Origin of the sequence: Sediminihaliea albiluteola (genome assembly GCF_014077625.1) — a bacterium.
GTDB classification, from domain to species: domain Bacteria; phylum Pseudomonadota; class Gammaproteobacteria; order Pseudomonadales; family Halieaceae; genus Sediminihaliea; species Sediminihaliea albiluteola.
In genome coordinates this window covers 162,249-185,669 of sequence record NZ_JACFXU010000017.1, presented here as the reverse complement: position 1 = coordinate 185,669, position 23,421 = coordinate 162,249, and the positions used below count along the sequence as shown (strand labels likewise).

General features: G+C 54.3%; 17 protein-coding genes. 4 read left to right on the top strand and 13 right to left on the bottom strand.

Annotation, left to right across the window (positions count from 1 at the left end):
* Positions 1–26: 26 nt before the first annotated feature.
* Positions 27–758, bottom strand: coding sequence for an acyltransferase (locus H2508_RS12610; protein ID WP_182174302.1), 732 nt, complete (start codon positions 756–758; stop codon positions 27–29).
* 119 nt (positions 759–877) lie between these two features.
* On the opposite strand from H2508_RS12610, the gene trmB reads away from it, so the two are divergent.
* Positions 878–1,534, top strand: coding sequence for a tRNA (guanine(46)-N(7))-methyltransferase TrmB (gene trmB / locus H2508_RS12605; protein WP_182174299.1), 657 nt, complete (start codon positions 878–880; stop codon positions 1,532–1,534).
* Between the two features lie 104 nt (positions 1,535–1,638).
* On the top strand, positions 1,639–2,460 hold the full coding sequence (cysE, locus tag H2508_RS12600; RefSeq protein ID WP_182174296.1) for a serine O-acetyltransferase: 822 nt from the start codon (positions 1,639–1,641) through the stop codon (positions 2,458–2,460).
* Between the two features lie 56 nt (positions 2,461–2,516).
* On the opposite strand, the gene hemE is transcribed toward cysE, so the two are convergent.
* From hemE to H2508_RS12550, 10 genes are all read right to left on the bottom strand, one after another.
* Complete coding sequence (gene hemE, locus H2508_RS12595) at positions 2,517–3,584, bottom strand: uroporphyrinogen decarboxylase (protein ID WP_182174293.1); 1,068 nt, start codon at positions 3,582–3,584, stop codon at positions 2,517–2,519.
* Positions 3,585–3,710: 126 nt separating this feature from the next.
* Positions 3,711–5,132 (bottom strand): FAD-dependent oxidoreductase, encoded by a 1,422-nt coding sequence (locus H2508_RS12590; protein ID WP_182174288.1) that lies wholly within the window; start codon positions 5,130–5,132, stop codon positions 3,711–3,713.
* A 22-nt stretch (positions 5,133–5,154) separates the two neighbouring features.
* Entirely contained in the window at positions 5,155–9,597 is a 4,443-nt protein-coding gene (gene gltB / locus H2508_RS12585; protein ID WP_182174285.1) for a glutamate synthase large subunit, read from the bottom strand.
* Positions 9,598–9,894: 297 nt separating this feature from the next.
* The gene (gene aroB / locus H2508_RS12580) at positions 9,895–10,971 is read right to left on the bottom strand and encodes a 3-dehydroquinate synthase (RefSeq protein WP_182174753.1); all 1,077 of its coding nucleotides are present in this window, start codon (positions 10,969–10,971) and stop codon (positions 9,895–9,897) included.
* Between the two features lie 73 nt (positions 10,972–11,044).
* On the bottom strand, positions 11,045–11,557 hold the full coding sequence (gene aroK / locus H2508_RS12575; RefSeq protein ID WP_182174282.1) for a shikimate kinase AroK: 513 nt from the start codon (positions 11,555–11,557) through the stop codon (positions 11,045–11,047).
* A gap of 21 nt (positions 11,558–11,578) precedes the next feature.
* A complete protein-coding gene (gene pilQ / locus H2508_RS12570; RefSeq protein ID WP_182174279.1) occupies positions 11,579–13,741 on the bottom strand; it encodes a type IV pilus secretin PilQ in 2,163 nt (720 codons plus the stop codon).
* Positions 13,742–13,759: 18 nt separating this feature from the next.
* Positions 13,760–14,293 carry a pilus assembly protein PilP gene (locus H2508_RS12565; RefSeq protein WP_182174276.1) on the bottom strand — a complete coding sequence of 178 codons (534 nt, stop codon included), beginning with the start codon at positions 14,291–14,293 and terminating at the stop codon, positions 13,760–13,762.
* 1 nt (position 14,294) lies between these two features.
* Positions 14,295–14,909, bottom strand: a complete 615-nt coding sequence (locus H2508_RS12560; protein ID WP_182174274.1) for a type IV pilus inner membrane component PilO — start codon at positions 14,907–14,909, stop codon at positions 14,295–14,297.
* 3 nt (positions 14,910–14,912) lie between these two features.
* The gene (locus H2508_RS12555; protein ID WP_182174271.1) at positions 14,913–15,479 is read right to left on the bottom strand and encodes a PilN domain-containing protein; all 567 of its coding nucleotides are present in this window, start codon (positions 15,477–15,479) and stop codon (positions 14,913–14,915) included.
* On the bottom strand, positions 15,479–16,543 hold the full coding sequence (locus H2508_RS12550) for a pilus assembly protein PilM (RefSeq protein WP_182174268.1): 1,065 nt from the start codon (positions 16,541–16,543) through the stop codon (positions 15,479–15,481). Before H2508_RS12550 ends, H2508_RS12555 begins: the two co-directional genes overlap by 1 nt.
* 177 nt (positions 16,544–16,720) lie before the next feature.
* Here H2508_RS12550 and H2508_RS12545 point away from each other — a divergent pair, with 177 nt between their 5' ends.
* On the top strand, positions 16,721–19,168 hold the full coding sequence (locus tag H2508_RS12545) for a penicillin-binding protein 1A (RefSeq protein ID WP_182174265.1): 2,448 nt from the start codon (positions 16,721–16,723) through the stop codon (positions 19,166–19,168).
* Between the two features lie 55 nt (positions 19,169–19,223).
* On the opposite strand, the gene H2508_RS12540 is transcribed toward H2508_RS12545, so the two are convergent.
* Both H2508_RS12540 and rpmE read right to left on the bottom strand, forming a co-directional pair.
* A complete protein-coding gene (locus H2508_RS12540) occupies positions 19,224–20,474 on the bottom strand; it encodes a malic enzyme-like NAD(P)-binding protein (RefSeq protein WP_182174262.1) in 1,251 nt (416 codons plus the stop codon).
* 314 nt (positions 20,475–20,788) lie between these two features.
* Positions 20,789–21,004: a 50S ribosomal protein L31 gene (gene rpmE / locus H2508_RS12535; RefSeq protein WP_182174259.1), complete on the bottom strand. Its 216-nt coding sequence runs from the start codon at positions 21,002–21,004 to the stop codon at positions 20,789–20,791.
* 199 nt (positions 21,005–21,203) lie between these two features.
* Here rpmE and H2508_RS12530 point away from each other — a divergent pair, with 199 nt between their 5' ends.
* Positions 21,204–23,402, top strand: a complete 2,199-nt coding sequence (locus H2508_RS12530; protein WP_182174256.1) for a primosomal protein N' — start codon at positions 21,204–21,206, stop codon at positions 23,400–23,402.
* The last annotated feature ends 19 nt before the right edge of the window (positions 23,403–23,421 follow it).

Here is a 23,421-nt window from a genome sequence, read left to right as displayed (position 1 = left end):
CTGCAGCTGCGAACCAAAGTAGCTGCTTACTTGCGCTTCTTTTTCGATGCGGGATAAACAACTGAGCAGAGCCAGAACCAAAAGCTATTCTTGCCCAGAACTTGCCGGTCGACCTCATCAAAAAAACGCGCTAATTCTTCTGGCTTAGCAAAATAATCCATGCGCGTGATATAACCCCGGCTCGGATCAAGCTCCTTAACCACCCGGGCGGGGTTGCCTGCCACCACCACATTGGCTGGTACATCCTTAGTGACGACAGCACGGGCGGCCACCACAGAATTGTCACCAATGCTGACTCCTTTCAATACCGTCGCGTGATCGCCCAGCCAAACATTGCGCCCAATGTGCACTGGCGTGACCCGCTGATCACGTTCCGTGCGGTCGTACAAAGTATGCCAATCGGAGTCGGTGACATAAGCGCCATTAGCAAACATAGTGCCATCACCAACAGTGATCTCATCGCTAGCACTGATTCGCGAGCCCGGGCTCATTAACACACAGTCACCTATCTCTATTCGACCGGCCCCCTCTTCTCGCCCCCAAACGCCAATTTCCACCCGGTGCATGGGCTCCCCGATTGCGGTGAAGTTGCGACCAATACTGATATTGGGGCCAGAAATATGCACATACCATGGCTTCATTACGGTTTCATTGGGCCCAAATTCACTGCACTCGGGCCGCAGGAAATAATCTGTATACCAGCGGCGATATGCCAAATATATTTTTTTTAACCAGTAAGGACGCAGGTCTTGGCGCATGAAAATTTCGCCTTGTAATGACAGGATAGCTGAGACCCGCTTATCATAGCGCCGCCCACACTGTTGTGAAATGGCCCTTATCTGCGAGCGGCAGACACTTTTACAGGAGCACCGACGTTTTGCAAGCTGAGTCGCGAGCCGTTACCAGCAATCAAGCTTTCCTCCACCCCAAGCTAGTGCGGGTGGTACAGCGCCATTTGCAATCGCCGAGCAAAAAGCCGCTAGCAGCGCACAATCGCGAGGCTTTTAAAGCGCTGCAACAGCGGATAAATGACGCGCCACAAGCCCTAGTGATCGATTCCTTCTGCGGCACCGGACAGAGCACTGCTATACTGGCCGAGCGCCATCCGGATCATCTGGTGGTTGGCATTGATCAATCCGCTCATCGACTAGAGCGTCATGTTAAGCAAGAGGCGAGCAACTATTTACTGCTGCGCGCCCAGTGCGAAGATATTTGGCAGCTGATATTACAGGAGCAGTGGCAGGTGGATTTTCACTACTTGCTCTACCCCAACCCTTGGCCCAAATCAGGCCACCTGCAGCGCCGCATACATGGGCACCCATCATTTTTACAACTCGTACAACTTGGCGGTAAAATTGAACTGCGCTCTAATTGGCAAAGCTATGTTGAAGAATTTGGCCTAGCAATGTCTTTAGCCGATGGCAGGGGCGTCGTCAGCCAAATTGATGAAGCACCCATCACTTTGTTTGAAAAAAAATACCGTGCTAGCGGCCATGCTTTGTGGCGTTATCGCGGTCAATCAGCACTCGCTTAGCGGGCTCTCTCCGCTAGGCATCATGCACAGACTAGCAAGCCCCCATCGTGACGCTGGGGCGATTTTACGCTAGAGTGCTCTGTTAGTTTTGAGGTAGGCCGTTTATGTCCACGCAAAAAGGCGACCCTGTTTGGGATCGGATACGTGAAGAAACCGCCGTTCATGCGGCAAAAGAACCTATTTTAGCCAGCTTTTTACACGCCACAATACTCAACCACTGCAAACTGGAGCGCGCACTGAGTTTCCACCTGGCGAATCAGCTCGATAGCCCCGCTGCATCCTCTTTGCTATTGCGTGAAGTCATACTTGAAGCCTTTAGAGACGACAGCTGCTTGCTTGAAACCGTGCGGGCAGACCTGCTGGCAGTAATGGATCGCGACTCAGCCTGTCACGAGTTGTATATTCCTTTTTTATATTTCAAAGGTTTTCATGCCCTGCAGACACACCGGGTGGCCCATTGGCTGTGGAAGCGTGGCCGGGAATCCTTGGCCTTATTCTTCCAAAACCGCGTGTCAGCCGAATTCGGTGTCGACATTCACCCCAATGCCACCTTAGGCCACGGTCTCATGCTTGATCATGCCACGGGCTTAGTGATCGGTGAAACCGCGGTCGTTGGCAACAACGTCTCTATTTTGCAGTCAGTGACCTTGGGCGGTACTGGCAAAGAATATGGTGACCGACACCCGAAGATTGGCAACGGCGTACTGATCAGTGCCGGTGCAAAAATCCTAGGAAATATTTCTGTGGGTGACGGTGCCAAAGTTGGCGCCGGCAGTGTCGTGCTAGAAAATGTACCGCCTCACACCACCGTGGCCGGTGTTCCCGCTAAGGTAGTGGGACGGCCGTCATCGGACTCACCCGCACTAGAGATGGAGCACAACTTCTCCAGTGACAAAAAAGCCAGCACCAAACAGAAAGTCAGCTAAGCTGCCTCAACTAGGTGCTGAGGCAGCGGCTGACTAAGAAGATAAGCTTTACTGGCTTAATTTTGGTGGTATTGGGGTGACAGTTCCTGCACCGCATCAACAAAGGCTGTGACGTGCTCTGGGTTCACTTCCGGCGTAATACCGTGGCCTAAGTTGAACACATGGCCTGGGCCATGACCGTAAGCCGCTAAAATCGTCGCCACCTCTTCTCGAATACGAGCTGGTGAAGCGTAGAGCATTGACGGGTCCATATTCCCCTGCAGCGACACTTGCCCACCAATTTGCGCCCGAGCGCTAGCAATATCGGTGGTCCAGTCGATACCTACCGACTGCGCACCGCAAGCGGCAATGGCTGGCAACCACTGGCCACCACCCTTAGTGAAGACTATCACTGGCACTTTGCGGCCATCGGCCTCGCTAGGCAAACGAGAGATCACTCGCTGCATGTACTTGAGCGAGTACTCTTTATAGCCGGCCGCACTCAAGGCGCCACCCCAGGTATCAAAGATTTGTAGAGCTTGAGCCCCCGCCTTGACCTGCTCAATAAGATAGTCGGCTACCGCATCTGCCAATAGGGTCAGCAAGCGGTGCATAAGCTCTGGCTGGTCATAGGCCATAGCCTTGACGCGGCGGAAGTCCTTCGATGAGCCACCTTCCACCATATAAGTAGCTAGGGTCCAGGGACTACCAGAAAAACCAATCAGAGGAACGCTGCCATTTAGCTCACGGCGAATAGTACTCACTGCGTTCATGACGTAGGACAGATCATCCGCTGCCTTGAAGCTGTTGAGCCCTTCTAGGTCTGCCTCAGAGCGCACAGTTTTGCGAAAACGCGGCCCTTCACCCTCTTCAAAGTACAGGCCCAAACCTAATGCATCGGGAATGGTCAGGATGTCGGAAAACAGGATGGCCGCATCCATAGGGTAACGGCGCAAAGGCTGCATGGTTACTTCACAGGCGAGCTCTGCATTTTTACAGAGGTCGAGAAAGGAACCGGCCTGCTTACGAGTAGCGCGATACTCGGGTAGGTAGCGACCTGCCTGACGCATCATCCAGATAGGAGTGCGATCTACCTCCTGGCGGAGTAAGGCACGGAGAAAACGATCATTTTTGAGTTCGGTCACAGGGACTCCCATAATTGAAGTGTCTGATGAAATTCACGGGCTGCACTTGGGCAACAGAGCACTTTGCCCCAAGCGTCACCTTCCGGCAAGTGGCGCCGAGCAACAGCGAGCCACTAGGCCTGGGAATTAAAGCTCGAGGTAATCCAAGATACCTTCTGCAGCCTGTCGTCCTTCCCAAATGGCTGTTACCACTAGGTCAGAACCACGCACCATATCACCTCCAGCAAATACTTTCGGGTTAGTCGTCTGAAAGGGGTAGCGTTGCTGTTCTGGCGCTACCACGCCACGCCAGTCGTTTAGGTCTATATTGAACTCAGACAGCCACTCCGGCGGGCTCGGCTGGAAGCCAAAGGCAATGATCACCGCATCCGCTTCCAACACCTGCTCACTACCGGGGATTGCTTCGGGGCGGCGGCGGCCACCTTCATCGGGCTCACCGAGGCGAGTTTCTACCATTTTGACTCCGCAAGCCGCGCCGTAATACTCAACGACCTCAATTGGCTGGCGGTTAAACAGAAACTCGACGCCTTCTTCCCGAGCATTTTTTACCTCGCGGCGCGAGCCAGGCATATTCTCTTCATCGCGCCGATAGGCACAAATGACGTGCTCCGCCTGCTGCCTGATAGCCGTGCGAACGCAGTCCATAGCAGTGTCGCCACCACCGAGCACCACCACCCGCTTACCTTTAAGGTTGATGAAATCCTCGCTGTTCTGGGCAAAGCCCAGATTGTGATTCACATTGCCAATCAGGTAGGGCAGTGCCTCATAGACACCCTGCAAATCTTCACCGGGGAAACCACCACGCATATAGGTATAGGTGCCCATACCCATAAACACCGCGTCGTACTCTTCCATCAACTCCTGTACGGTGACATCAACGCCCACCTCACAGTTCAGGCGAAACTCGATGCCCATGCCTTCAAAGACTTCGCGGCGGCGAACCATCACTTCTTTTTCTAATTTGAACTCTGGAATACCAAAGGTCAGCAAGCCGCCAATCTCTGGGTAGCGATCAAATACCACCGGCTGCACACCAGCGCGTACCAAGACATCGGCACAACCAAGGCCGGCTGGGCCTGCACCGATAATGGCAACCTTTTTATTCGTCGCTACCACCTGTGACATGTCGGGCCGCCAGCCCATGGCCAGAGCGGTATCGGTGATGTATTTCTCAGAAGAGCCGATAGTCACCGCACCAAAGCCGTCATTGAGTGTACAGGCGCCTTCGCAGAGGCGATCCTGCGGACAGACCCGGCCACACACTTCCGGCAAAGTATTGGTTTGGTGACTCAGCTCAGCCGCTTCAAAAAGATTGCCCTCAGCAACCAGCTTCAGCCAATTGGGAATGAAGTTATGTACCGGACACTTCCACTCACAGTAGGGGTTGCCACACTCTAGACAGCGGTGAGACTGTTCTGCTGCCTGTTCGCTACTGAAAGGCTCATAAATCTCAGCGTACTCAGTGGTGCGTCGTTCCAGCGCTTTCTTATCGGGCTCGTTGCGGCCGACATCAATAAACTGGAAGTCGTTATCTAAACGGTCTTTCATAAGCACTTCCTGCCTCGCGGCATTAATCGGTATTGCGCAAGCGCGACAGCAGGTGATCGAGATCCGCCGCCTTCGGCTTAACTAGCCAGAACTTGCCGACATAGTCTTCGAAGTTATCCAGCAAATGTGCGCCCCAGGCAGAGCCTGTTTCGCGAGCAAATTCCTGAATATTCGAACGCAAGTGGTAGCGATAGGCTTCCATCAGCTCCGAGTTAACTCGGTGGATTTCAACCAGCTCGCTGTTGTACTTGTCGATAAAGCTGCGGTCTTGATCCAGCACGTAAGCAAAGCCACCGGTCATACCCGCGCCAAAGTTCACCCCGGTAGGCCCTAGAACAGTGATATTGCCGCCAGTCATATATTCACAGCAGTGGTCACCGGCCCCTTCAATAACCGCGTGAGCGCCACTGTTGCGCACGGCAAAGCGCTCGCCAGCAATGCCCGCAGCAAAAAGCTTGCCGCTGGTTGCGCCATAAAGGCAGGTGTTACCAATAATCACCGACTCTTGTGACAGGTACTGAGAACCGGGGCTGGGGTAAACCACTAACTTGCCACCAGCCATGCCTTTACCAACGTAATCGTTAGAGTCGCCTTCCAAATACATGTGCAAGCCACCGGCATTCCACACCCCAAAACTCTGCCCTGCGGTACCACTTAAGCGCAGTACAATCGGTGTAGATTCCATCTCTAGATTGCCATAGCGGCGGGCAATCTCACCCGACAGCCGGGCCCCGATGGAGCGATCGCAGTTCGTCACTGCAAAGCTGAACTCGCCACCCTGACGCGAAATAATCGCCGGCAGCGCTGCAGCGACCATTTGCTCAGCTTTTTCACCGCGATCAAAGGGCGTATTGGCCACAACCTGACAAAACTCCGGCTGAGCTGCAGCCGCCGGGTCTTTGTAGAGAATAGGACTCAGGTTTAAGCGCGCCTGCTTAGGTGTTTCACCCGGCAGGCATTCGAGCAAATCAGTGCGACCAATAAGCGCTTCTAGCGACGGCACACCGAGCTTGGCCAGCCACTCGCGTGTTTCTCGGGCAATGAAGGTGAAGAAGTTCACCACCATGTCCACGGTGCCGATGAAGTGATCATCTCGCAGCCGTGCATTCTGTGTAGCTACACCCGTGGCACAGTTATTCAGGTGGCAAATACGCAGGTATTTACAGCCCAAGGCGACCATGGGCGCGGTGCCAAAACCAAAGCTCTCGGCACCCAAAATAGCCGCCTTGATCACATCTAAGCCAGTTTTTAAGCCGCCATCAGCCTGCAGGCGAATATTTCCACGCAGGCCATTGCCGCGCAGCGTTTGCTGCACTTCGGCCAAACCCAACTCCCAAGGTGAGCCGGCATGATGGATAGAGGTCAGGGGACTCGCAGCAGTACCTCCATCGTAGCCGCTAATGGTAATTAGGTCCGCGTAGGCCTTGGCCACACCCGCGGCAATGGTGCCAACCCCTGGCTCAGATACCAGTTTTACCGACACCAGTGCCTGGGGGTTAATCTGCTTAAGATCAAAGATCAGCTGCGCTAAATCTTCGATCGAGTAGATATCGTGATGTGGCGGCGGTGAAATCAAGGTCACCCCCGGCACCGAGTAACGCAGACCTGCAATCAGTGCGTTAACTTTGCCTCCGGGTAACTGGCCGCCCTCACCAGGTTTGGCGCCCTGAGCAACCTTAATCTGCAAGACTTCGGCATTGACTAAGTAGTGCGGGGTGACGCCAAAACGTCCCGATGCAATCTGCTTAATCTTAGACATCCGCTCGGTTCCAAAGCGAGCAGGATCTTCGCCACCCTCGCCGGAGTTAGAGCGCGCGCCAAGGCGGTTCATCGCCGCCGCTAAAGCCTCGTGAGCCTCGGGACTCAGGGCACCTAGCGACATACCGGCCGAATCAAAGCGCGGCAGAATACTTTCAACCGGCTCGACATCCTCCAGCGCTAGCGGCTCGGCCGCTTCAAGGGGCTTAAACAGGTCTCTAAGGGTGGCAACTGGCCGCTCATTGACCAGCTTGGCATAGCGCTGGTAGATGCTGTAATCGCCACTGGCGACCGCCTGCTGCAAGGTAGTGACCACATCCGGGTTAAAGGCGTGATACTCCTGACCGTGCACGTACTTCAGCAGCCCACCTTGTTCAATCGTCTTACGCGTACTCCAAGCCCGACTAGCCAATAGCTTCTGATCGTCCTCAAGCTCCGCAAAACCACTGCCTTCGATCCGTGAAGCCACTCCGCAAAATGCAACATCGACCACTTCTTTGGCTAGACCGACGGCTTCAAACAACTGTGCCCCGCGGTAGGAACTGACTGCAGAAATGCCCATTTTGGACATGATTTTCAGCAGGCCTTTATTGATGCCCTTGCGGTAGTTTTTAAAGCAAGCGCTAGGCTCGCCGAGCAGCTCGCCACTGCGAATCAGGTCATCCAGTACCGTGTAAGCCAAGTAGGGGTAAATTGCGGTGGCGCCAAATCCCAGCAGGCAAGCAACCTGGTGCGAATCGCGCGCGCTAGCGGTCTCAACCACAAGGTTGGCGGCGCAGCGCAAGCCCTGCTTAATCAGGTGGTGGTGCACCGCGCCTGTCGCTATCAGACTGTGGATAGGCAGGCGATCGCGGGCAATACTGCGATCGGACAGAATCAACACTGTGGCGCCATCACGCACAGCCTGCTCGGCTGTGGCAACCAGCTGCTGCACAGCCTGCTCTAAACTCAGCTCAGCCGGCTGGTAGCTGCCGTCGATATCGGCGATTTTGAAGCCTTCGCGCTCCAAGTTAAGCAAGGTATTAAACTTGCCCTGCGAGAGCACCGGCGAGCTTAGAATGACCCGATTAGCATGCTCGGGGCCCTCGTGGAAAATATTTCGCTCAGTGCCCAAGTCAGTTTCCAGCGACATCACAATCGTCTCCCGCAAGGGGTCGATTGGCGGATTAGTCACTTGGGCAAATTTCTGCCTAAAGTAGTCGTAAAGAGATCGCTGCTGCCGCGACAGCACGGCCATTGGCGTGTCGTCACCCATGGAGCCCACAGCTTCGTTACCCGACTCTGCGATGGGGCGCAGTATTTGGTCACGCTCTTCATAGCTGACCTGGAACATTTTTAGGTAGGCATCCAGCTCACTGGCTTTAATACCCGGGGTCTTCTCGCCGGCAAAAGTGCCCTCAATGCGGTAGGAGTGCTCTTTCAGCCAGCGCTTATAGGGAAAGCGCGACTTGAGTCGCTGATCGATTTCATCACTTTGCAGCAGTTCACCCGTATGGGTGTCGATCATCAGCATCTGGCCGGGGCCGACGCGCCCCTTGGCCACCACATCTTCGTTGCGATAAGGGTGGGTGCCAACCTCTGAGGCCAGAGTGATAAAGCCATCCGTCGTCTTGACCCAACGCGCGGGCCTAAGGCCATTGCGATCCAGCAAGCACACCGCATAGCGCCCGTCAGTTAACACAATACCGGCGGGGCCATCCCAGGGCTCCATATGCATGGAGTGGTATTCGTGGAAGGCTTTTAGATCTGGGTCCATTGACTCGATGTTCTGCCAAGCTGGCGGAATCAGCATGCGCAGTGCCCGCGGCAACTCGACCCCACCAGTCAACAGCACATCGAGCATATTATCCAAGCTAGATGAATCTGAACCACTACGGTTCACTAAGGGTGCGATGTCGCGAATATTGGGTAGCTTTTCGGTTTCAAACAGCGCTGTGCGGGCCTCAGCCCAATTGCGGTTACCTTCGATGGTGTTGATTTCACCATTGTGTGCGAGTAGGCGAAAGGGCTGCGCTAAAGGCCAGCGCGGCATTGTGTTAGTCGAGAAACGCTGGTGAAAAACACAAATAGCGGTTTCAAGGCGCTCGTCATCAAGGTCGCGGTAAAAGCGCGGCAGATCCACCGGCATGACCAGTCCCTTATAGGCAATCACTCGCCCTGAGAGACTACAAATATAAAACTCCTCATCTCCCTCAGTGGCGATCTCCGCCTTGCGCCTAGCCACAAACAAACGGGTGGCCAACTCCTCGTCGCTGAGCCCATCAGCATCGATAAACACCTGCTCAATCTGGGGCAGCGCCGCAAGAGCAATTTCGCCGCAAACCGAGCGGTCGACCGGCACCACACGCCAACCCATTACACTCAGGCCCTGTTCAGTGAGCGCCGCCTCTAGGGCGGTGCGGCCAGCAGCAGCTTGCTCGGAACGGGTATTGAGAAAGATTTTCCCAACAGCAAAATGACCGCTGGGCTCATGCCCGAAGTGCTCGGCAGCCAAGCTGCGCATAAAGGACAGCGGCATCTGCATCAGCAAACCGCAGCCATCTCCGGTTTTGCCGTCTGCGGCGATACCGCCGCGATGGGTCATACAAGTCAGAGACTTAATAGCGGTTTGCAGAAGACGATGACTGGCGTCGCCGGAAGTATGGGCGATCAATCCGAAGCCGCAGTTATCGCGAACGTCGTCGGGGCGGTACAGGCCTGCTCTCATAGTCAGTCCAAAATAATGATAAAAAACAATCGGTTACACCGAAAAGGCCTGAGATACCAAGAAGCTCAGACCGGAAGGGGGGAGTGATCTTACACAGCTAAGCGCTGATCAACAAATAAAAATTTGATTGGCCGGGATAAGCTTTTGACAGCGGCCCGCTAAAGAGGTGTATCGCTAGGCAAGCCACTAATGGCAGCCGCTGGCCAAGCTGCAGCGATGATGGCGCTTAGCGCCAGCCATGAGCAGCTCCCTCTAGGGAGTGAGAATCTAGGCCAATCAGCAATTGGGCTGTTAAGCCTAACCTGGAGCAATCAGCTTTTGCAGCTCATCTTCGCTAGCGTCGTCGACAATCACCGCTGAGCCAATTTCTCGCAGCAGCACCAAACGCAAACGGCCATCGATGACTTTTTTATCCCGCGCCATAAGGGTCTGGAAGTCAGCTAGACTCATCTCCGGTGGCGGTTCTACAGGCAGCTCCATCGAACGCTGCAAGTCAACTAAACCTTGTACTTCTTCTTCGCTGAGCCAACCGCGGGCCGCTGACATTCGCGCCGCCATGACCATACCTGCGGCGACCGCTTCACCGTGCAGCCACTGCCCATAACCCTGATGGTTTTCTATCGCATGACCAAAGGTATGACCTAAATTGAGGATAGCGCGTACGCCGCCCTCCCGCTCATCAGCGGCCACCACCGCCGCCTTACTGGCACAGCTGCGCTCAATAGCTTCTGCCAACGCGGCCTCATCTCGAGCGAGCAGGCGCGGCATATTCACTACCAGCCAGCGGTAGAATTGGGCATCACAGATCAAGCCATACTTCAGCACCTCTGCCAAACCAGCGGCAAACTCACGAGTTGGTAATGTCTGCAGAGTATCTGTATCGATCAGTACAGCTCGGGGCTGATGAAAAGCCCCAATCATATTCTTACCCAAGGGGTGATTGACGCCTGTCTTTCCCCCCACCGAAGAGTCCACTTGTGCCAATAGCGTGGTCGGCAACTGCACAAAATCCACGCCACGCTGGTAACAGGCCGCAGCAAAGCCCGTCATATCACCAACTACGCCGCCCCCTAGGGCCACAAAGGTGGTGTTGCGACTGTGCCCATCGGCCATCGCTCGGTCGATGATGCGCTCCATCATTGCCATGGTTTTGTGCTGCTCACCATCTGGCAGGACGACTTCACTTAGCAGTTTGCGCTCGCCGAGGGCCGCCCGAACTTTGTCCGCATACAAAGGCGCCACAACCTCGTTACTGACCAGCACCACTTGGGAGCCCTGGATTTGCTCAGCGAGGAGCTCTGGTGTTGCGAACAGGTCGCGACCAATATAAATAGGGTAGCTGCGCTCCCCCAAGTCAACACGGAGAGTATGCATAATGACAGACACAGAGTAGAACCTTCAGCTGGAAACGGGCGCCAATCATAGCGCCGCAAGCGGGGTTTTGTCTTTATTGCAGCTCTTTTACTAATCGCTGAGCTACGGTGCGAGGGCTACAGCCATCGGTATCGATAATATGATCGGCTATTTCGCGGTACAGCGGATCGCGGAGTTCCATCAGCTCGCGCAGCACCTGCTCTGGATCGCCATTGCGCAGTAAGGGGCGACGGCGATCACGGCGCGTTCGACGAACCTGCTCCTCAACTGTCGCGTGCAGGTAAATCACATAGCCGCGAGAACCTAGTGCACGTCTGTTTTCAGCGCGCTGAATGACACCGCCACCCGTGGCCAGCACTAGGTTATCCCACTGGGTCATTTCTTCCACCACCTGTTGTTCGCGGTCGCGGAAACCCTCTTCACCTTCGACATCGAAGATCCAAGGAATATCGGCGCCAGTGCGCTCTTCAATTTCAGTGTCGGTATCGGCAAAACCCAGCTTGAGATGCTCAGCTAGGTATTTACCGATGGTGGATTTTCCGGCCCCCATCGGGCCGACAAGAAATACTCTCTGCAATAAAGCCATTACAAAAATCTGAACCCCGCGTTAATCAAGTAGCGTGTCTGCCAGGATACGTGGAGTGATGAAAATAAGCGTTTCAGTTTTGATCCTAGAAGTCGCTGTGTTGCGAAACAGGGCTCCAACATAGGGTAAGTCGCCAAAAAAGGGCACTTTGTTCACTGTCTCTAGATCTTCCGTGCGGAATACACCACCCAAAACCACTGTTTCACCATTGCCTACCAACACCTGTGTCTGTAGCTCAGTCGTGTCGATAGAAGGGATAAAACCACCGTTTTGACCACTGGGTACCAAGGCACCAAGAGAATCTTGGTTGACCACTAGATCCAATAATATACGGTCGTCTGGCGTAATATTAGGAGTCACCTCCAGTTTCAATACCGCCTCTTTAAAGGACACCGTACTTGCGCCACTAGAAGAGGACTCTTGGTAGGGAATTTCTGTACCCGATAATATCACCGCCTGCTGTTTATCACCGGTAATGACCTTGGGCTGTGACACCACCTCCCCACGGCCAGCAGACTCCAGTGCTGATAGCTCTGCGGTTAAGAATAGGTCATCGCTGGTAAAACCAACTGCAAAACCACCCGTGGGACTAGGCACCCCAAGGTCAACCAACAGTGCGCCAGGAAAACTGGGTTCGGGCAATGTGCCACTGATCACTGACTGATTCAACTCAAAGGCGTTTTGCGAGTCACCTGAAATCGAAATGATATTGCCATTGTGGTCGGGGTTAATGTAGCCCCCTCCCCACTCAATACCTAGCTCCTTTTCAAGATCCGACTGGGCGATCACGATGCGCGCTTCGATCATCACTTGGCGGATAGGGATGTCGACCAACTCAATCAACTCTCGTATTTCACGTAACTTGACCGAGGTTTCTGTCACGATCAAGGAGTTAGTTCGCGCATCGACAATCACCGAGCCGCGCGGAGAAATTAAAGTTCCGCCCTCTTCTGAACCGGCCTTAAACAGAGCAACAACTTCATTGGCGTTGGCGTAGCGAATTCGGATGAATTCACTCTTCAGCGGTGCGAGTTCGGCAATCTGCTTATTGGCTTCAATTTCCTGACGCTCACGCTCGGCAATTTCAGCAGCAGGAGCCACCATCAAGACGTTGCCAATCATACGCTTATCTAGGCCCTTGGTTTTCAGCACTAACTCTAGGGCCTGGTCCCAAGGCACGTTCTGCAAGCGCAGCGTAATACGGCCACTGACCGTATCACTGGCCACCAAGTTAAGCTCCGTAAAGTCCGCTATCAACTGCAGCACGGCGCGAATCTCAATATCTTGGAAGTTCAGCGAGATGCGCTCACCGACGTAGTTGAATTGGTCCCGGCGCTCCTCAACTTCTTTCTTGCTTAATGGCTTCACACTCAGCACATACTGACCATCTGTCTGATAAGCCAGATAATCCGACTCACCCTGGGTTTTCAGGGTCAGACTGGCACCGCGCTCACTGGTATTAACCACCAAGCTGGTGACCGGCGTAGCAAAATCAGTCACATCAAAGCGGCGCATTAAGTGCTCAGGTACCGAAGTATTGAGGAACTCGACTTTGATATCTCCGCGTTCGCTGAATACGTTCACATCCACAGCGGGATCTGTCAGCTGCAAGGTCAGCCGCCCTTCGCCATCGGCCGTGCGCTGGAATTGCAGGTCAGTGATTTGAGAGTCCACTCGCTGCACCTGTTCTACTTGAGTTGGCAGCCGAGTCGAGTCTGAGGTTTGCTTGACGTACTCCTCACCAGCGTCCTGCCCCACTACCAAATATAGGCTGTTGCCATCTACACGCGTTTCGTAGGGCACCAAGGTGACCAAATTGACCACCATGCGGGTGCGACCGCCAGACTCCAGTACCACCACCCCCGTGGCATTACCGTAGTTCAAGGTATAGCGCTTACGCTCTAGAGCACTCTTAGTGTCAGGAAAATCAATCGCAATTCGAGCCGGCCTCTCAATGGTGTAGGCCTTCATCTCCGGCGGCGCTTGATCGAAACCCAGCCGCACTTCAAACTTGCTGCCAGGGCGCGAACTGAACTCAATATCAGTGACAGTCGGGGCGGCATAAGCCACCTGGGCAAGCAGGCCCAGCAAAACAGTCGCCACTGCGCTGCGCAGCCAGCTCACTGCCCCATTTGTTCGATCTTTCACGGCTCTCTTCCCTAAATCCACTGTTTTTATCTTCATGGCCACTATCATTGCCCGCTATAAGCCGCTCAATTCTATCGTCCTGGGACGTTCAACCCAGCCATCGGTCGTTCCATCCGGAACGATCTCGACCACCGCCACATAAGTCTCGGTCATCTCTACTACCTTGCCGTGATTGCGGCCCAGGTAGTTCCCCAGACCCACTCGATGAATCCCCCCCTCAGGGTCCCTCACCAGAGCCCACTCATCACCGCCACGCTCTAGTGTGCCAACCATCGCCAAGGAATCGAAGGTAAATTGCTCCAAAAATTCCTTAGCTCGGCTATCATCTGGCTTTACCGCAGAAATTGCCTGCAGACGCTGGATGTCACGCACTTCTATCGGCCGATCGAAAGGACTGCGCATAGTTGCAGCGCTGTAAGCAAAAGCCTCATAAGTTTTGAAAGTCGGTATCGGCGCAATCACACCGCCCGGGCGGGCTCGCTTTTCGGCCATAAAAGCATCGAGGTCAGCAAAGCTATCGCCACCACAAGCACTTAACAATACGCTACTGAACACTAGCGCCCCTGCTGTTTTCAATATCCGCAGCATCCTAGGCCTCTCCGTTTTTATAGCGGTAGGTCTTGGCGATAATTCTCAGATTCAAAGCATTAGTATTGTCAGAGGGCGCAGTGATCGTAAAGTCATGCAGCGTCACAATTCTCGGCAATCCAGCCATGCCGCTGATAAACGCGCCCAGATCATGATAGGAGCCCGAGGCAACAATCGAAATCGGCAGCTCAACATAAAACTCTTGAGCCCGCTCATTTTGCAGGTCAATCTGAGTGATTTCTAGGCCATTTTGCAGACCTTTGTTGGTGATATCTTCCAACAGGCCTGGCACTTCAGTATCACTAGGCAGCTGACTAACCAGAGCTCCAAATGACTCTTCCATCTCAACCATCTGCTGCCGGTAAGCCTCGAGATTAACCGCCCTGAAGGCTTTGTTCTCAAACTCCTGCTTTAATTTCTGCTCTTTCTCAGTTTCTTGAGCAAGCTGAGCCTGTAAATCATTGATGTGGTAGTAGTAGCCACCCACTAGAACTAAAACCAGTAGCAATATGCTGGCTATCGCTTTTACCGGAGTCGGCCACGAACCAACATTCTCAAAATCTAGATCATTGATATCAAATTCGCGCAGACTGCGCAGGGTATCTTCAATCGCCACAGCCTAGCTCCCCGACCCATTGCCAGAGTCCGGCAACTGTACTTTAACTTTCAGTTGAAAGGTGGTGGCTTGATCGCCGTATTGGGGCGCCGCACGCACTGAATCGAGATTCGGCTCAGTCAACCAATCTGAAGCATCGAGTCGTCGCATCAAGCTCGACACACGATTATTAGACTCTGCTACTCCGGTGATAGATATATCCTTAGCCTGACTAATCAAGCGGGTATAAAACACCCCGTCGGGAACAGTGCGCACCAACTGATCAAGAATCCGCACAATAACCGGCCGGTTACCCTGCAACTCCTGGATCACCTGCATCCGGTCCAGCAACTGATCGCGCTTGCGCTCCAGCTCAGCAATCTCGGCAACCTTTTTATCCAACACCTTAATGTTCTGACTGAGGTGGTTATTGCGCGCTCGCTGGTGGTCAATTTGAGCGTTGACATAGCGATCGCCTAAAATCAGTAAGGCCACTGCTAGCAATAGCATCATACCTAGCAGCATCAAGAACTCTTTTTTCTGTTCTTCGCGCCGCTCATCACGCCAGGGGAGTAGGTTAATTTTCGCCATCAGTCGAAACTCCGTAAGGCTAGCCCACAGGCGATCATCATCGCCGGAGCGTCCTTCTTCAGAGCGACCTCATTAACCCGAGGGGAAATACTCATATCAGCGAAGGGATTAGCCACTGAGCTTGGCGTAGCTAGTTTAGTCTGCACCACTTGCGCCAAGCCTTCCATAACGGCAACGCCCCCCGCTAGGATAATGTGATCAACGCCATTGTAGTGACTAGATGAGAAGAAAAACTGCAGCGAGCGGGCCACCTGCTGCACTACCGCATCCTTAAAGGGCTCAAGTACCTCTGTGTCATAATCATCCGGCAAGCCACCTTTCTTTTTAGCTAAGCCAGCTTCTTCTACCGGCAGGCCATAACGGCGCATAATTTCATCGGTCAGCTGTTTACCACCGAACAGTTGTTCTCGCGTGTAAATAGTATGTCCATCTTTCAGCACACTCAGCGTGGTCATGGTCGCACCGATGTCGACTACTGCCACTAGGCTTTCATCATCCAGATCCAACTGATGCTGGATCAGGGTGTAAGCCCGCTCCATGGCATAGGCTTCAACATCCATGATACGAGCCGTGAGTCCCGCAGTTTCTATCGCCTCTACCCGTGCATCGATAGTTTCACGGCGACAGGCCGCGAGTAACACTTCCACATGATCCGAGCGCTCTGAGGAGGGGCCTTGCACCTCAAAGTCGATAGCAACTTCTTCGAGTGGGTAAGGAATGTACTGGTCTGCCTCCAGCGTGAGTTGAGTTTCCATATCGTCCTCACTCAAGCCCGCTGGCATATCAATCATCTTGGTAATCACCGATGAACCTGCCACTGCGGCAGCAGCCATCTTAAGCTTGCTGCGAGACTGAGCGACCACACTGCGTATAGCCGTGGCAAGCCCCTCTATGTCGTTGACGTTTTTCTCAACAACAACATCGGCGGGCATAGAGCTCACGGCATAGCTCTCTACTCGGTAGCGCCCCCCCGAATAACTCAGCTCCAACAACTTAACCGTTGTCGAGCTAATATCCAGCCCTAAAACGGCTGTCGTTTTTTTCTTCCCCAGAATACCGAACAAGTTTTTTCCCTATTAGTATCATCAACTTAGCTTTTTATTTTGTGCAGATACATTATCGATGTGCACATATACCATAGTCACCTGTGCAACCAAAAGCCAAAAAAAGCTTATAATTACCCTTACGCCACCCCATACTCCAACCAAACTAATACAAGCTACTGTTTTCTTAAGGGAAAGATGAAAATCATCAGCTTTTTATTTCGTGCTTTTGTGCTCGCTTCACTGGGAATGGTCTGGGTTCTCGCTGGTGTTTTTTTACACCTTAGCCCGAAACTACCTAATGTTGAAACCTTGCGCGACGTGCAATTGCAAACACCGATGCGCGTTTACACCCAAAGCGGCGACCTAATTGGCCAATTTGGCGAGCAAAAGCGCAGCCCCTTACCCTTTGATGAGATTCCCGAACAATTCATCAACGCCCTACTCTCAGCTGAAGACGACGGTTTTTTTCGACACCAAGGCATTGATTTGATGGGCCTCATGCGGGCGGTATCAGAGCTGGTACTGACCGGACAAAAAGGCTCGGGCGGCAGCACACTCACCATGCAAGTTGCACGCAACTATTTTCTCACCCTCGAACAGACCTTCCTACGCAAATTTAACGAAATACTCTTAGCCCTAGAAATAGAGCGCAGCCTGAACAAGCAGGAAATTTTTGAGCTCTATTTTAACCGCGTTTTCTTAGGTCATCGCGCTTACGGCTTTGAGGCTGCAGCCCAAGTCTACTATGGCAAGTCAATCAAGGAGCTAAACCTAGCCCAACATGCCATGCTGGCCGGCATACCTAAGGCCCCCTCACGAAACAACCCCATCAGCGGCCCAGAAGCAGGCAAAGACCGACGCAACTGGATTTTAGGGCGCATGCTTCAGCTCGGCTATATTAACGATGAAGCTTACCGTGAAGCCAGCGCGCAGCCGGTCACCGCACAGGCGCACGGCGCACAACTCAGTTTTGCCGCCCACTATGCCGCCGAGATGGCCCGCCAGGAAATGCTTAAGCGCTACGGTATGGCAGCCTATGATGAGGGGCTGCAGGTCTATACCACTATCGACTCAAGATTGCAGAAAGCCGCGCAAGCAGCACTAATCAACGGCCTGATTACCTACGATAAGCGCCACGGCTATCGCGGCCCAGAGCGCCAACTGCCACCTAACACTGACGACCAGGACAACCCAGAAGCCAGTCATGAAAGCTGGCTCAGAGCGCTAACAGACACGCCAATTGTTGCGGGGCTCAGCCCGGCCATTGTCAGCGCTGTTGGCGAGGACAGCGTTGATATATTGCTGAAAGATGGCAGCAGCGCCCAAATCCTCTGGCAGAATGGTTTGCGCCAAGCCAATCCCTATCTGACAGAAAACTCCAGAGGCCGCGCCCCACAGAGCCCAGAAGAGGTGCTGGCAGTGGGCGACCTAATCCGCAGCAAACAGGACGAGGAGGGCGCTTGGCATCTAGCACAAGTGCCTGCTGTGCAAGGTGCCTTAGTATCGCTAAACCCAGATAATGGCGCCATTGTCAGCCTAGTGGGCGGCATGGGCTTTGAAGACAGTAAATTTAATCGAGCCACGCAGGCCCAGCGCCAACCGGGCTCTAACTTCAAACCCTTCCTCTACAGTGCCGCCTTAGAGGGCGGCTTCACTGCTGCCAGCCTGATCAACGATGCACCGGTGGTGGTAGAGGACAGCTCGCTAGAGGGTATGTGGCGCCCCGAAAATGACGGCGGCAGATTCTATGGCCCGACCCGGCTACGCTGGGCCCTCACCAAGTCGCGCAACTTGGTGTCCATTCGCCTGCTGCAGCAGCTAGGGGTCAATCAGCTACTGGACTACATTGGCCGCTTTGGTTTTGACCCCAGCCAATACTCACCAAATTTGTCCCTGGCCCTGGGCACCCAAACTGTCACTCCGCTGCAACTTGCCGGCGCCTACGCCGTCCTAGCTAACGGTGGCTATTCAGTCGAGCCCTATTTGATCCAGCGTATTGAAGACTTAAATGGCAAGACTATTTTTGAAGCCCGACCAGCCACGGTGTGCCGCGACTGCAGTGCTGAAGTGGCGCCGCCGGCTATCACCGAAGAACTGAGCATGGAGGAAATTCTCAATCAGCAAGAGCCTGCCGAGGCCCCGCTACCCCGAGCTGAACGCGTCATGGATGAGCGGGTCAACTTCATCATCAACAGTATTCTGCAAGACGTTATCACGCAGGGCACTGGTCGCCGAGCTCTAGCCCTAAAACGCAAAGACTTAGGCGGCAAAACTGGTACCACCAACGGCCCTATGGATGCATGGTTTGCTGGCTTTAATCGCGATGTAGTCACTACCACATGGGTCGGCTTTGATGAATACACCCCGCTGGGGCGACGCGAGTTTGGCGGCACCGCAGCGCTACCCATCTGGATTGAGTATATGGAGCAAGCTCTTAAGGACAGTCCAGACCTACCTCGCCCCCTACCGCCGGGCATCGTGCGGGTACGCATTGATCCCGATAGCGGGCTGTTGGCCCAACCCGGTCAGGCTGGCGCAATCTTTGAATACTTTAGAGAAGAGAAGGTCCCTGCATTCGGCGGTAGTGGCCAGTCCGGCACAGGCATCAGGGACACTGACGACTTGATCAGGGATATCTTTTAAAGGGAAGTGGAAAGCTTGCCGAGCTACAACCTTATGCTGCAGCCCGGCAGGATACTCAAGCGCCTGGAGCGTAAGCCTCGGACAGCGCTATGCGAGCAACGCCGCTGTCAACGGCAGCCTTTGCCACCGCAATAGACAAGCGACTTAACAGGCGATGGTCCATCGGCTTGGGAATGATGTAATCGGGGCCAAATGACAACTCTTCCAGCCCACAAGCAGCCAACACCTCGTCTGTGACCGGCTCGCGAGCCAGTTGACTCAGGGCATTCACTGCAGCAATTTTCATTTCCTCATTAATTTCACTGGCACGTACATCCAATGCACCACGGAAAATAAAAGGAAAGCCCAGCACATTATTCACTTGGTTGGGGTAATCCGAGCGCCCCGTTGCGATAATCAGGTCATCGCGGGCAGCTAGCGCCAGCTCGGGCTTGATTTCCGGGTCGGGGTTAGAGCAGGCAAATACCACCGGGCGAGGCGCCATCGACAAGAGCATCTCTTCGCTCAAGAGGTTAGCTCCAGACAGCCCGACAAATACGTCCGCACCTTTAATGGCGTCGCTGAGGCTGCGCTTGTCAGTGTGATTGGCAAACTCGCGCTTAAAGGTATTGAGACCCTCGCGGCCCGCGTAGATCACACCGCGACGGTCCAGCATATAGATATTTTCTCGGCGCGCGCCCATGCTGACCAAAAGTCGCATACAGGCAATAGCTGCCGCGCCAGCGCCAAGGCAGGTAATCACAGCGTCTTCAAGACGCTTACCCTGTATTTCAAGCGCATTAACCATACCCGCCGCGGTCACAATCGCCGTGCCGTGCTGGTCATCATGGAACACTGGAATATTACAGCGCTCAATCAAAGCGGATTCAATTTCAAAGCACTCCGGTGCTTTAATATCTTCCAAGTTAATGCCGCCAAAGGTATCGGCGATGCGCGCTACGGTATCGATAAACTCCTGAGCATCTTCGGTGTCGACTTCGATATCTACGGCATTGATGCCGGCAAAACGCTTAAACAACAGCGCTTTACCTTCCATCACCGGCTTGCTCGCCTGCGCACCGAGGTTGCCCAGACCTAGTACTGCGGTGCCATTACTGATTACCGCGACAAGGTTGCCCTTGCCTGTATACAAATAGGCATTATCTAGGTTTTCTGCTATTTCACGGCAGGGCTCGGCGACTCCAGGGCTGTAAGCCAGCGCTAAGTCGTAGGGTGTTTCCGCAGGCTTGCTGAGCTCAACGCTGATCTTACCCGGTACGGGCTCCGCGTGATAATCAAGTGCGGCTTGTCTGAATTCATAGGTCATAGGCTGAATCCCGCTGCAATCTCGGCTGCCAGAAAGGGCTATCGAGAATATAGAAAAGGGCAACGCGCCACAAGGTGGCTATCTTGTGGGCCGGATAATTACAGCTTTGCGTTTAAATTCTTGCGCTGACAAATCCCGGAACACCCCACCTAATGACGCGGGGCAGGAACTGCTTAGCACTCGCGAGCTTGCATATTTCCTGCACATTGATCACTACCGCCGTCCATAGCTTTTTATAATATTCTGTACATCCTGTACATAGAAAAACGCCGACCACTAAGGCCGGCGCTTTATCGCGATTAGCTACGCTGAGCTTAGCGCTTAGTGCCGCGACTGCCAAAACGCTTCTTAAAGCGATCTACACGGCCGCCGCTGTCAACAATCTTCTGTTTGCCAGTGAAGAATGGGTGACACTCAGAGCATACATCAATGTGAAAGTCTTCACACAGAGTGGAGCGCGTTTGGATTTGGTTGCCACAGCTGCATGTTGCTGTAACCGCCTCGTATTTAGGGTGAATATCTGCTTTCATGGGCTTGCTCCTGATTAGCGGCACCGCCACCCGATCCCTGTCGGGCACCGCACCTAAAGTTGTGGAGTCGGCGTTAGCCGGTCAAAAAATAGGCGGGCATCTTACCAGAAGCATCGCGATAAGCAAGCATTGCAACAGTTTTGTTACAATGTAGCGTTAATTAAATTCTTCCACTTCCTTGGCACTATTAAGGGGCGCAATGTCTGTTCTTCGTCTGGCTGTTCCCACGCCACTGCGTCGCCTGTTCGACTACCTCCCCCCGGCGGAACTCAGCGAGCAGGAGCTGGCCGGACTCAAGCCCGGTATTCGGGTGCGAGTGCCCTTTGGCCGCCGGGAGCTGATAGCCATACTCGTCGACGTCGCCGAACAATCCACCGTGCCAACAGAGCAGCTTAAAGCTGCTTTAGAGATACTCGACAGCGAAGCCCTGCTACCGCAGTCCCTACAGACTCTCTGTCACTGGTCCTCAGACTACTACCAGCACCCCATTGGCGAGGTCTTCAGTGCTGCCCTACCTAAGCGCCTGCGCAAAGGTTTGCCAGTACAAGAGCAGGGCGAAGCTGCCTGGCAACTGAGTGATCGCGGCAAAGGCCTACCTGAAGGAGCGCTGCCGCGCTCCCCCAAACAGGCAGCTGCCCTAGCGCTTTTGCAGCAACAAACTCAGGTCAGCACTGCGACCATGAAAGCCCAGGGCATCAGCACCGCGGTACTGCGCAGTTTGCGCGAAAAATCGCTGATCGAAGCCTGCACTATGCCCATTGCCCCTCAAGCAGGTATCAGTCGCGAAGGCTTGCCACTCAACGACGACCAGCGCCAAGCCGTCGAAGGCATTGCCGCCACCCTCGGCGAGTTCCAGTGCCATCTACTGGAGGGGGTCACTGGCAGCGGTAAGACTGAAGTCTACTTACAACTGATCTCACATTGCCTTGCACAAGGGCTGCAAGCCTTGGTGCTGGTGCCAGAAATTGGTCTTAGCCCACAAACCCTCGATCGCTTTCGCGAACGCTTCGATGCCCATATTGTGGTGCTTCATTCGGGACTCGCTGAAGGTCAACGCTACCGCGCATGGGAGGCTGCCCGCAGTGGAGCTGCGCATATTGTCATCGGCACCCGCTCAGCCGTTTTCACCCCGCTAGCCAAGCCTGGCTTAATCGTTGTCGATGAAGAACACGATAGTTCATACAAACAGCAGGATGGCTTTCGCTATTCCGCTCGCGACCTCTCAATTAAACGCGGCCAACTGCACAACTGCCCTGTGGTACTGGGCAGCGCCACGCCAGCGCTCGAATCACTACACAACGCACAGCAGGGCCGCTACTGGCACTTTCAACTGCCACAGCGAGCAGGCGGCGCAACACTGCCACAAATTCAGTGTTTAGATATTCGCCGCGAGCCCTTGCAAGCCGGTTTCTCAGCAACTCTATTAGCGCGTATCGCTGAGGTTTTGCAGCAAGGTGACCAGGTGCTACTGTTCCTCAACCGCCGCGGCTATGCTCCCAGCCTGCAATGCCACGACTGCGGCTGGGTTGCGGAGTGCCAGTCCTGTGACGCCCGCTTAACACTCCACCTGCGGCAGCGCCAACTGCGCTGCCACCACTGCGCCGCCTATCGAGCGCTGCCCAACCGCTGTCCTGATTGTCACAGCTCTCAGCTGCTCACCACTGGAGTGGGCACCGAACAAGCTGAACGGCTTTTGCAGCAACACTTCACTCAGTGGCCCACTTACCGAGTAGACAGCGACTCGATGCGCGGCCGTTACGCCATGGAAGAACTGGCCGCACAGGTCAATCTCGGCGAGCCTTGCCTGCTTTTGGGTACGCAAATGCTAACTAAAGGCCACCATTTCCCTAAAGTTAGTCTTGTCGCAGTGATGGATGCCGATGCCCTACTGTTTAGCGCCGACTTTCGCGGCGAGGAGCGCATGGCACAGCTACTCACCCAGGTCGCTGGGCGCGCTGGACGCGCCGGCCGCCCGGGGCAGGTCATCTTGCAAACTCACCACCCAGACCACCCGGCGGTACAGGCCATGCTGCACCAAAGCTATGCCGAACAAGCCGAGCGACTGCTTGCCCAGCGCAAAGCCAACGGCCTGCCGCCTGCCGGCCAATTGATTATGCTGCGCAGTGACTGCGTCGACGCCGCAACTGGAGAAGAGTTTTTACTGCAGCTGCGTCGTCAGTTCGAAGCAGAGCCCATCAGCGGCTGTCAGCTAATCGGCCCCCTGCCCTCCCCCATGCCGAGACGACAGGGCCGCCACCGAAGCCAACTAATGCTCAGCGCCACCGGCCGCCCTGCTGCCCTGCGCGCCGCCCCGCGACTGGTAGCATTAGCCGAAGCACTGCCCAAAGCCCGCGGGTTAAACTGGACAATTGACGTCGATCCTAGCGAACTTAGCTAGAGACTGCGTGCAGATCACT